The organism is Ruegeria sp. HKCCD6157, from assembly GCF_013110685.1.
Classification (GTDB): Bacteria; Pseudomonadota; Alphaproteobacteria; order Rhodobacterales; family Rhodobacteraceae; genus Ruegeria.
The window spans coordinates 74,351-85,779 of the sequence record NZ_WVRB01000010.1 but is presented as its reverse complement, the minus strand read 5'-3'; the positions used below and the strand labels follow the sequence as shown (position 1 = coordinate 85,779).

At 55.0% G+C, this 11,429-nt stretch carries 7 protein-coding genes and 1 pseudogene; 4 read left to right on the top strand and 4 right to left on the bottom strand.

Features of this window, described 5'->3' with window-relative positions:
* Nucleotides 1–911: pseudogene (locus GS612_RS19590) on the bottom strand (right-handed parallel beta-helix repeat-containing protein); the annotation flags it as partial.
* Between the two features lie 492 nt (nt 912–1,403).
* On the opposite strand from GS612_RS19590, the gene GS612_RS19585 reads away from it, so the two are divergent.
* From GS612_RS19585 to GS612_RS19570, 4 genes are all read left to right on the top strand, one after another.
* Nucleotides 1,404–3,281, top strand: coding sequence for a right-handed parallel beta-helix repeat-containing protein (locus GS612_RS19585; protein WP_171642589.1), 1,878 nt, complete (start codon nt 1,404–1,406; stop codon nt 3,279–3,281).
* Between the two features lie 420 nt (nt 3,282–3,701).
* Nucleotides 3,702–4,547 carry a class I SAM-dependent methyltransferase gene (locus GS612_RS19580; protein WP_253286232.1) on the top strand — a complete coding sequence of 282 codons (846 nt, stop codon included), beginning with the start codon at nt 3,702–3,704 and terminating at the stop codon, nt 4,545–4,547.
* Between the two features lie 47 nt (nt 4,548–4,594).
* Complete coding sequence (locus tag GS612_RS19575; protein ID WP_216603661.1) at nt 4,595–6,430, top strand: glucosyltransferase domain-containing protein; 1,836 nt, start codon at nt 4,595–4,597, stop codon at nt 6,428–6,430.
* A gap of 203 nt (nt 6,431–6,633) precedes the next feature.
* On the top strand, nt 6,634–7,632 hold the full coding sequence (locus tag GS612_RS19570; protein WP_171642585.1) for a glycosyltransferase family 2 protein: 999 nt from the start codon (nt 6,634–6,636) through the stop codon (nt 7,630–7,632).
* 10 nt (nt 7,633–7,642) lie between these two features.
* On the opposite strand, the gene GS612_RS19565 is transcribed toward GS612_RS19570, so the two are convergent.
* The 3 genes from GS612_RS19565 to GS612_RS19555 form a co-directional block, all read right to left on the bottom strand.
* A complete protein-coding gene (locus GS612_RS19565) occupies nt 7,643–9,106 on the bottom strand; it encodes a glycosyltransferase family 39 protein (protein WP_171642583.1) in 1,464 nt (487 codons plus the stop codon).
* A 214-nt stretch (nt 9,107–9,320) separates the two neighbouring features.
* A complete protein-coding gene (locus tag GS612_RS19560; RefSeq protein ID WP_171642581.1) occupies nt 9,321–10,508 on the bottom strand; it encodes a glycosyltransferase family 4 protein in 1,188 nt (395 codons plus the stop codon).
* Between the two features lie 249 nt (nt 10,509–10,757).
* Nucleotides 10,758–10,991 (bottom strand): hypothetical protein, encoded by a 234-nt coding sequence (locus tag GS612_RS19555; RefSeq protein ID WP_171642579.1) that lies wholly within the window; start codon nt 10,989–10,991, stop codon nt 10,758–10,760.
* Nucleotides 10,992–11,429: the final 438 nt, after the last annotated feature.

The following is an 11,429-nucleotide window of genomic DNA, read 5'->3' as shown; positions in this document are numbered from 1 at the left end:
ATATGACCATTGTATATTATGTTGTTCTCGATCAGCACATTCCGATGTCGCATTTGGCCGTTACCTAAATCCTGACCGTCGCCACCGGCCCAGATCGTCTGGGTAAAGCCACCAGCACCCATATCAAAAACATTATCTCGGATAGTAATATTGGCGCTTCCGCTATTATTCGCGCGTTGAATCTGGATCATGTCGCGATGATCTTGTGAACCGTCTGTATTACCGAAGTCGTGAATGTAATTTCGCTCGACCCAGATGTTGTCTACATTATCGAAAGCCAAACCATCAGAGCGGATCGAATGGAGATGACTGCCAATAACACTTACACTATTTGAATTGACCGCCAGAATCGCTTTCCACCAATTCCTAAATTCTGTGTTCGCGATATCAATATCCACTGAGTTGATAAGCAACAGACCACGTCCGGTACCATTGCCGTCAGCAAGTGTTCCCGTACCTCTAACCTGATCCCCGCCAAACACCGAATTTGAAATTTTGATTTTACTGCTGTTCTGAATAACAAAGTAAGCGATGTGCTCTGGCTCACCGCGCTTGAAAGCGTAGTCAAAGTAGACGCTGTCCAGATGAAGATTACTGGTCCCGTCAATCACCATACGATTAAAACAGGCAGGTTTGCGAGGATCAGCCGATCTGATCACCACGGGTGACGAGAAGGTCTTGCCCAACTTCAGAGTACCATAGTTGCCGGGCGCAAGCAGATAGACCTCACCGCCACGGGCATTCTGTAAAGCACCTGCCAGTGCTGCTGCGTCGGAAATGGCATGACCTTGGACCTGGGCCGTAAATCTGGGTTTGAAATGCAGCCCATCGCAAGACGTCTTCGCATGCAGGGCAGGGCTTAACAGAAGCAGGATCGTACCTGCCAGCGCAAGAATACGTGATCTGGGCATGACGCACCTTTCTGATCTGCAACCGTTCGAAAGCTTAGGCGAACCGCCGCATGCTGTCTATTGTGGCACCTCTCGGATCTCATGACATTTCCGGGATACTCACCGGGATCACAGCGGTGCTTTTCCGGAGTGGCTTTGATTAAATCCGCAAGTTTCCGTAGGGGCACCGGGCAATTCATTGCCGACACCTACCAGAGATACGCAAGGACGCGCCGGAATAGTGGCAATTATGTGTTCATTGTTGCTTAACGGGAATCAATTATCCAAACAGGCGTCAACCGCCAAGGGAAGTGGAACAATTCCCAGTATCGAGTATCGAGTTCACTCGGAAATGAAGGCAAAGGGGCATTATTGTCCCAATGCAGGCAACAATTTCCAAACATAGCCATATTTAGGCCACTCTACTGCCTTCGGGCAGCTGTTCCATTTGTCCTGGGTGTGCGGGAACTCGTGCGCTGCCACTCACAGCGCCTATGAAACAGAAGGTGAAATATGTCGACGACAATTACGGTAACCTCTGCGGCAGAGCTGAACCAGGCCTTGTCACAGGCGACAGGTGGGGAAACAATACTGCTTGCGGCCGGCGATTACGGCAAGCTCAGCCTGAACGGCACACAGTTTTCATCCAACGTAACGATTAAATCCGCTGATCCTAGTGCGATCGCAAGCTTTTCTGCAGTCAACCTCAACCAGGCATCAAATATCACGTTCGATACCATCTTGTTTGACTATAACGCCAGTTCCGGTGATCCGGAGTATCTAAGCGTTTTCGGCGTTTACAACAGCTCGAATGTCACCTTCAACAACTCGGTCTTCAGCGGCGATATCTCCAGCGGGACCGGCTCCGGGACCGGTTTAAGCATCAGGGATTCGGGTAATATTGACATTACCAACACCGAATTCAAAAACTGGTGGAAGGCCGTAATCACCGCGAATACCGATGGCGTTGATATCATTGGCAACGATATTCATTCTATCCGATCCGATGGTCTTGTCTTCGACAACGTCGATAATTTCAGGGTCGAGCAGAACTATATTCACGATTTTGGTGGTCTGGCCGGTTCCGGCGACCATCGCGACATGATTCAGATACAGCGCGCCAACGGCAGCGGCAGCGACAACATCATCATTCGCGACAATGTCTTCGATATGGGGCAAGGGGATTTTACCCAAACCATTTGGGCTGGCGGTGACGGCAAAGACACCAGTGACCCGAATGTCCAACACAAAAACGTCCTGATAGAAGGCAATGTAATTTATAATGGTCACCTCCACGGCATTTCGCTTTATGGCGTGGATGGATTGACGATCCGGAAAAACACTGTTCTGCACGTGGACGAAAAGACTCTGACAGGCAGCATTGAGGTGCCAGTCATTAACGTTTCGTCCGATTCCCAGAACGTGACGATCACCCAAAACATCACATCGCAGATTCTGGGGCATAATGGTCAGGCGGGCTGGACTGTTGCTGACAACGTCCTGATCAAGCCCACCGAATACGACCAGCACTTTACCTACCAGGCCACGGCGCAGACGGACGGCTACAATCAATACATCGTCAAACCGGGAAGCCCGGCAGCTTTGGTCAGTGCAGGCTCTGACCTCGCAAACAGCATTTCGGGTTCATATTTTGATTGGCTCAAAAACAACGGGTATACCGGAACCGGCACGCCGTCTCAGCCCAATACCGGAACAAGCCAACCCAATATCGGAACGAACCCACCACCTGCCGATACCGGGGACAATCAGCCTGAAACCGGGGAAAACCAGCCCGAAACCGGGGAAAACCAACCCGAGACCGAAGGCAATCAGCCTGAAACCGGGGAAAACCAACCCGAAACAGAGGCCGACGTCGAAAACCCCATCAACGTTGCCGAACCTCAGGGCGAGTTGATGATCGACATAAGCAATCAGGACAGCCGGGGGAACATCGGCAAAGTGCCTGGTTACGCAGAGGCCGAGGAAATTTCTCTATCGTTCGAGATGACCCGGGGCGAAGACGATACCGGCGCCGAGCGGCTTGTCTGGAACCACTCGAACTTCGGTCTGAAGCTGACCAAAAAGGGTCATCTGGTCGCGAAAGTCGACAACAACGATGGCGGTTTCCGTGATGGCTATAAGATCAAGGATCTTGATCTGAACGACGGCGAGGCACATCAGGTGACCATGATGGTCGATCAGAACACTGATCGCCTTCAGGTGCTGGTGGACGGCGCTGTTGTCCTGGATGAAACCGAAACCGATTTCGATTTCGCGGGCGGCGGAGAACGGGACTGGTACGTTGGCGACAGCGTGGAAACCCTCGGGGTCGGAGATGATGTGGACTTCATTGACTCGTCGCCGAATCCATACGCGGATTTGTTTGCCTGATGGCAACAACCGCCTCAGGTTAGAGAAATTGTCAATCAAAGCACGGGCGGGTCTCAGATTTGGGGCCCGCCCGCGCCTTTTCCGAACCAGCACGCTACGGAACATGCAAAACTGTGCGCATATGCCCTTTATGAGGCGTCCCTGTTGACTTAAAGCTCATTGCGGGCAGCGCAATTCACTACGACACATGCGAAAAAAGTTTGACCCCCCCCAGGAGTTTTACGCCCCCATATTGTAACAGGCCTTCAGGGCGGGGCTGTCCAATCGGGTCCGTTCCGAAATGAGATTGCGGAAGTTTTGTGTTTTAGAGTGAAGGAGTATTTGTCTCGACACATGATCCCGCATCGGCATCATATATGACAGACAGACGGGCCATGACCTTGCTTACGAGTAAACTTTATTCAATTACAGGACCACGAAATGAAACCTGAGAAAATGCCGGTGACCGCGGCAAGCTACCAAGCTTACCTGAACAGCCCGTACAAAAGCAGCAAGCATTCGACCTACTTCGATGTGTATGACAAGCTTTTCTCTCCCTACATCGGCAAGCCAATTACCTTCGTCGAAATCGGGGTTCTCAGTGGCGGCTCTTTGTTCATGTGGCGCGAGTTTTTTGGACCGCAAGCCCGCATCATCGGTGTTGAACTGAACCCCGGCGCAAAGCGATGGGAGCAGGATGGCTTTGAAATTTTCATCGGCAGCCAGAGCGATCCGGCCTTTCTGGAAAAACTCGCAAAAGAGATCGGTGAAATCGACATCGTCCTGGACGATGGCGGCCATACCTATGAACAACAGATTATCACAACCGAGTGCCTGCTGCCGCATATCCGCGATGGCGGCATGCTGGTCGTGGAAGACACGCATACATCCTATATGGAAGGCTTCGGGCTTCGGAACCGATCCTTCATCAAATATGCCATGAGCATGGTTGATCGTATCAACCACCGTTTCTCAAGGCTGACACCAAATACTGCGGAAAAACGAGCCTGGGGGATCAGTTTTTTTGAATCCTTTGTCGTCTTTGAAGTTAACCGCAAAGCGACCGCGGTTGTGTCTGTGCCGACGGAGAACAACGGTGAAGATTTGCACGCCAAGGATTTCAGGCATGCAGATAATCAGACCTATGAAACCCTGCTCAAAACATCCAAGGGGCTGTCCGCGCTCAAAGCGGTTCCGGGAATGCGTGCAGTGGCGAGACTGGTCCGGGCGACGGTGTCTCTGCCTTCCAACATGAAACGCGCCCGCAAGTTGAAAGAGTATTTTTGACCGGACGATATGCAATCATGCGCCACCTATCTGCGGAAAACCATGACATGAGCATTGCGCTACCAGTCAAATTCCGCTGGCCGCATGCGATTTCCGCCAGCCTGCTCATTTATGCACTCACAACCGCACCGGGCCTGATCAGGGATGGCAGAAACCCCGATGACTGGCGGCAGGTCCACGGCGCGCCCGAGGGCGGGATGCCTCTTAACTGGACGACTGAGGAAGGTCGCTGGGCGATGGAGGTTCTGTATGTCCATGCCTTACAGGAACGTTTTCTGCCTGTCTTGCAGGCTGGACTAGCGGCAGGCGTTTTCCTTCTGCTGTCGTGGATTCTGGCGCGGCAGTCCAGCGATCGTGCCACCCGGCCCTTCGCGACCTTTTTGATTTTCACGCTTGGCGTTCATCACATCTACATGATCAACGCCCTTACCTTTTCGAGCCACGTTTTTGCGTTCCCGCTGGCCTTGCTGCTTTCCGTTGCCGGTTTCAAGTGTTTTGAACGCGGCATCCTTCATGCGTTTGGCTCTCGGGTGATCTGGCTTTTGATCGGTGCGCAATGTATCGCGCTTTGTGCAGCACTCTATCAGCCTTTTGTCCCGTTTGGTGCCGTGATCCTGTTTGTCTCGATGATCCGAACCGACCGATACAAGAGCACAGATGTGGGCATATTCATCCTGCTATCGGCAATTGGATCATGTCTTGGCCTTCTGGTCTATTTTACGCAGGCCCATCTGGCTGCCCAGCTACATGACCATGTCCCCACGACCAACCGTATCGCGCTGCCCTCTCTCCACGAGTTGCAGGGTAAGCTTGAAACGGCTCTTCAATTGCTTGGCCAAATCTGGCGGGGGTCGCTACAAAGAATACCGTGGGCAATCAAGACCCTGAACACCGCCTATGTCGGAATTGGGTTCTTGCTAGGCGTTGGGCTGAGCGTTTCTGCCCTTGTACGGAACCCGCACAATTGGGTGCATGCCCTGCGCATCCTGACAGGCATAACCGGTATTCTCTTGCTGCCTTTTCTGATCTGGTTCTCCTACGATGGGCAGTGGATACCGTCACGGGCCGTAGCCTATGTCGGCTTGCTGGCTGCGGTTTTCTACCTGGCTGTTGATGCCGAAATACGGGCAAGAGGGTTCACGGCACCGGTCATTCTGGGCCTGCCCCTGATCGTTGCGCTCACATACGCATTCATGGCGCCTTTCGTCTGGAGCGATCAGTCCGAAATGGGAGACCGTGATGAGGCGCTTGCCGCGAAAATCATGATGCGGCTCGCGGAGCTGGAAGGGTATGACGGCGCGCCATTCCGCATCGTCGGCCATACAGATTACCCCGATCTGGCTTGGGGGGACATGATCGGCTGGACCGTATTTCACGCTGGGAATTCTCGTCCCGGCATCTTCAAGGACATGTATGACCTGGACTGGTACGCCGAGGGCGGGCTGTATGAAGGACCACTGGCCTGCGAGGCCTTCCCGGCCGAGAATTCCGTCTATTTGTATCAAGGTGCCGCCTATGTCTGCCTGTCGCAAAGCCCCGGCTTTTCCGGCAGCCTCATGTGCGCCGACAGTGACAGGCCCGAAATCGGCCGTGTCTGCGTCACACAAACAGCGGTTCTGCGGTTCTCGGAAATCTGTGCGCCCCCCGTTCGGGGGGACAGAATTGACGTGATACACACCGCGACGCCAACCATCCGCAGCGCTTTTTACGACGTTCAGAGCCGTGGCCACACCATACATGGCGGGTGCTTCTATACCGCGGGCTGGAACGGTGAGGTGCCGGATGTGATCGACGTGTCGATGGTTGGCGGGGATGGTGCAGTCACCTGGTCCGAAAAGCTGACGCTCGGCGCGATAGAAAATCCATCCGGCAACCTAGAATAAGGCGTGCGCCTGACTGGCCAAATGACGCCAAACTAAAAACTTTGTCATAACCAATACACGGCGTGAGGCGCTTAGTGACTGTGAAAAGACACTGAAATTCGAAAAAATACGCACGTACACAGAACTTTTTGAACCCAAGGCAAAACCATGGTCACTTATCCCCGGGCGCACGGGAAAGGCTACGCGTTATGGTAAATTTAAACATGAGTACCCCCACAACTCCGTCCCGGGAAAAAGCTCTGGACCAAAGCGCTCCGACGCTCAGCATCATCGTGCCCATGTTCAATGAAGAAGAGGTTCTGCCGGCCCTGTTCGAACGTTTGGGGCAATTCCTCGATCAGCTTGGGGAAAGCTACGAGATCATCTGCGTGAACGACGGCAGCACAGACGCGACCGCCAGGATTCTGGCTGCCGCGCATGAGCGCGATGATCGTATCAAGGTGCTGAACTTTTCACGTAATTTCGGCAAGGAAATCGCATTGACGGCGGGGCTGGATGCAGCTGCGGGTGAAGCCGTTGTTCCGATAGACGCGGATTTGCAGGATCCGCCTGAACTGATCGAGACATTTCTGGAAAAATGGCGCGAAGGGTTCGATGTCGTCTATGCCGTCCGGCGCCACCGCGACAGCGATACCGCGATGAAACGCTGGACAGCGCGGAAGTTCTATCAGGTCATCAACCGGCTTTCGGGGGTACCGATACCCGCCAATACCGGCGATTTCCGCCTTATGGACCGGCGCGTGGTTCAGGCTGTAGGGCAGCTGCGCGAGCACAACCGCTTTATGAAGGGCCTTTTTGCCTGGGTCGGGTTTCGGCACACCGAGGTGGCGTATGACCGCCCCGAGCGTGCGGCGGGGCAGACCAAATTCAACTACTGGCGCCTTTGGAACTTTGCGCTGGACGGTATTACCGGGTTCAGCACCGTGCCTCTCAGGATTGCGGGCTATGTCGGCATGCTGACTGCGTTGGCCGCGATCATCTATGGTGTTTTCCTGATCTCACGCACCCTTGTCTACGGGGTGGATGTACCCGGCTATGCCTCATTGATGGTTGCAGTGCTGTTGATCGGTGGCCTGCAACTTGTCGTGCTGGGCGTCATCGGGGAATATCTGGGGCGGCTTTATGCAGAGGCTCGGAAACGCCCGCTTTACATTGTCGAAAGCAGCCTGGGGTTTGAGCCCCTGGACGGTCATTCATCCTGACCCCTCGGCCTCATCTGCGCCGGTAGACAAGAACCTGCCCGTCCCCCAGCGTCCCGGCAAACGCATGCACGCGTTCCAGCCGCCCTTCCGCATCACGTTGCAGATCAGGAATGGCACGGAACATCCGGTCTGGGAACAGAACAACCAGCGCCACAGGGCCAGGTTGGGCCATTGCCTCGGAATAGTCCTGCGCATCCCCGATGGTTCCCCAGTCGGCGTCGAAGTGGTCTTCGAAAAGGGGGCCGCCCGGGTTGATCGCATATACCCGTTCTGACGGGCTGCGGGTTTCTTCAACAAGCGCAAAAGCCCCCGCCAGATCCTGTTTCGGAGCAGAATAGTTCCGCTGCACCAAGAACACGGACACCACGATCATCGCCAGAACGCCCAACGCAAAGAGCGGCGATCCAAACCGGGGCTGTTGAGCCCACCGTGCCACCGCATCAGCACCGTATCGACACCCCACAACGGCCAGAATAAGGATCAGCCCGATATCGACGAAAAAGAACCTCGGCCAGATCCGCATCTCAAGCGACAGCAGAAGCAGCAGCGTCACGGCGATATGCATGGCGATGGACGGGAAAAACAACGGCTGCACCGCATGCGCCCCCACGGCACCGAAGACGATGACGGCCAGCCCACCGATCGCGATGAACAACATCAGCGGGCCGGTATCCCCAACCGCGGTCCGCAAACCTTCGATAATTGTCCAGAGCGGGTTCTGGTATTCCTGCATGGGGTCCACGGCGGATGTCGCCGAAACCTCGCTCACCGTGCCCGCTATGCTTGGCAAGATCGGCAGATATGCAAGCAGGACCAGAACCAGCGCAACTGCAACACCCACCAGCGGATGCAGCACCCATTCACGGGTCAAAGTGCCCCGGCCGAACCCGGTCACAAGGGAAAGCAGCCAGATGAGACCCAGTGCAACAAAGAAAAATGCACCGGTCAGATGGGTGAAAACAGCGGCCGCGGCGGTAAAGCCGAATGCAACCCAGGTGCCGGTCGCTGGCTGGCGCATTCCCCGCAGAAAGAAAATGAAGCCAAGCGTGCTCCAGAATGCAAGCTCGGTATATCCGCGCGCGTTCTGAGAGAACCAGACCTGATGATAGGACAGGGCCACCAGTAAGGCTGAAACATGCGCAATCGTGCTGTCCGCAACCTCTTTGGCCAGCCACCAGATCACCCCGACAAGACCAACACCAAACAGAACGGCCGGAAACCGATATGCCCATGCCTGATCTCCGAATATCTGGGAAACCAGCTTTGCCTTCATGCTGAAAAAGTAATGATGGTTCATCGAATATTCGCGCATCATCTCATTCCACGGAAGGCTGACATGCGTATCGACGGTCCGGATTTCGTCATACCACAAGGGCGCGTTCAGCCCGGCGCTTCTGAGGACTGCGGCAAGAAGAAGAATGAACAGGAGTATTGCCAGATCGTTGCGGTCAAGCGCGGGGGAAGGCTGTTTCATGGGCTTCTCCAGTCCACTCGGTTCAGGTCAGGCACCCGGCAAAATCGTCGGCCTGGACGCGGCGCATGCAGGTGCCGGTCCTTCTTTCGCATCCCACCGTATCCGGGGCGCATACTGACACAAGGCTCGGATGCAGGCGGTTTCACCTCAAAGCAGCCCAAATACTCGATAATATACAAAACATCCCCTTATTGTTTCCACTTCCAGCGCTCTGTCAGGCCACCCCATCCAGCATCTGCCGATAAATCTGTTCGATCCGTTCATGCACATGGGTTGGGTCGAAACGGTCCTCACGTGCCAATGCGCGGGCGTTGGCCCCCAAGGTTTTACGCAGCCCCTCGTCCCCTGCCAGTTCCAGAACGGCAGCGGTCAGCCCTTCGACATCACCGACAGGGCAAAGCCGCCCAACCCGGTCCGACACAAGCTCACTCACACCGCCGCAATCGGTCGCTATCACGGGCAAACCGGCGTGAAAGGCCTCGACGATTGAAATCGGCAGAGCCTCCCACCGGGACGTGAGCAGCATGAAATCCGCGGCGGCCATATGCAGGGGAACGGTATCGATCGGCCCCAGAACCCGGATGTTGTCACGCACCCCGGCCGAAGCAATCCAGTCCGAAAGCACGTCCGCCAGAGGACCGTGGCCAGCCAATGCGATCACGATATCGCGCCGGACCTTCACCAGCCGGGCCAAAACATCGATCATCACGTCGATACCTTTTTGCGGATCCAACCGGGCCGGACTGAAAATCAGCACGCCTTCCCCATCGCGCAAAAGCTCCTGTCTCAGCGCCAGAACTGCGGCGGGATCCTGATCCGGTGGCGGCGGCACACCAAGCCCAAGCTGGGCGGTGCGCGCCCGTGGCAGACCACGTGCAATCAATGCATCAAGGGTTTTACGGCTGGGACAGGCGGTGACATGCGCCGCGAACTGAGCACTGCGCGCCACCCCGCCATACCGTTCGGGCGTCGAACCATGGAAGGTGAAAAGGCGACGGGTCGGCTGACCGGCAAGCGCCAGCCGGGCGACAAGTGCAGGGGCGGTTTCGTGGGAATGAACAAGGTCGAAACGGCCGCGGGCTACGATCTTTCGCAGTTTTTGCACGCACCCCATGGCGGCTCCAAGCCGTCTCATCATACTGAGACCCTCATCGTCCGACACACGTTTCAGATCCAACGCATGAAACCCGAGATCGCGCCCTTCCTTGCCCCATGGACCAGACGATCCACCCAACTCAACATGATGTCCCCGATCCCGCAGGTAGCTCGTCAGGTCGAGAATATGGCGCTGGATTCCACCTCGTTCGAATGCTGGCCCCAATTGCAGAACGCGTAGCGGCCGGGTGGAACGTCCGGTTGCAATATCCACCTCCTGCTCTGGTTGCCCTGAAACATAGGCCATGGACGAAACCCCTTACCCCCTTGTCCGGGGCACATGCGGACGTCACACAAACCCGCCACCCGGAAAGGTCTTATCAAATCGATTACAGGTTCAGCACCGTTGATCTGATTTGGTACGAGGCTGAGCCATGTTGAAACACAGCCATCATATGGCAGGTGCGCAATACGTCAAAGGTATCGTCGACAGAGAGGCGTTGGTTTCGAACCCATATGGCACATCACGGCCCGCGAGGCGTCTGCCTTCGGCATCCTATGAAGGGTCGGGCAGAAGTTCTGTGCTAAAGCGTTCCATCGCTGCACTGAAATCTTTGTCCAGATACTCGTTCCCCATAATCACACTAAGCAGGATTTCCTGAACCCAGGATTCCAGCATTTCAATCGAATTGAGTGAGAAATTTCCGATGTTTTCAACTTGTTCCGCCGACAGTTTTTCAGGCGCATAGAAAACATAGAAATACTGCGGCACGATCATCTCAAAGCTCACGTCGCCATCTGTCCCAAAATCCCTGACGACGGACACACGCCTGCTGGTTAAGAAAGACGCAGGCCCCTTGTCCCGGCGTGGAGTTTGCCTCCAAGAGCAAAACTGTTCCGAGGACAATTATAGAAAATACGGGTATCTAAAATCACCCCCGGCCTCCTATTGAAGAGTATGATTGAAGAGTATGACAGGATAAGGTGGTTGTGTTACAAATTCGATCTACCGTGGAATATTATAAAGTCCGTCAATGAGCCGCACCGGCGGAACACCACCTTTTCCTTTCGCGCGCGAGTAGATGTGTTGGAGCATCTGAAGGTCGCTGCGCCCCCGTTCCAGGCTCACTCATTTTATTGCGGATGATGCGAAGGTTTGACACCCAGCATCGACCGGGTGAGCCTCTTGATGAAAAAGCGATCTTACTCGCCTTGCTTCAGGATGAAC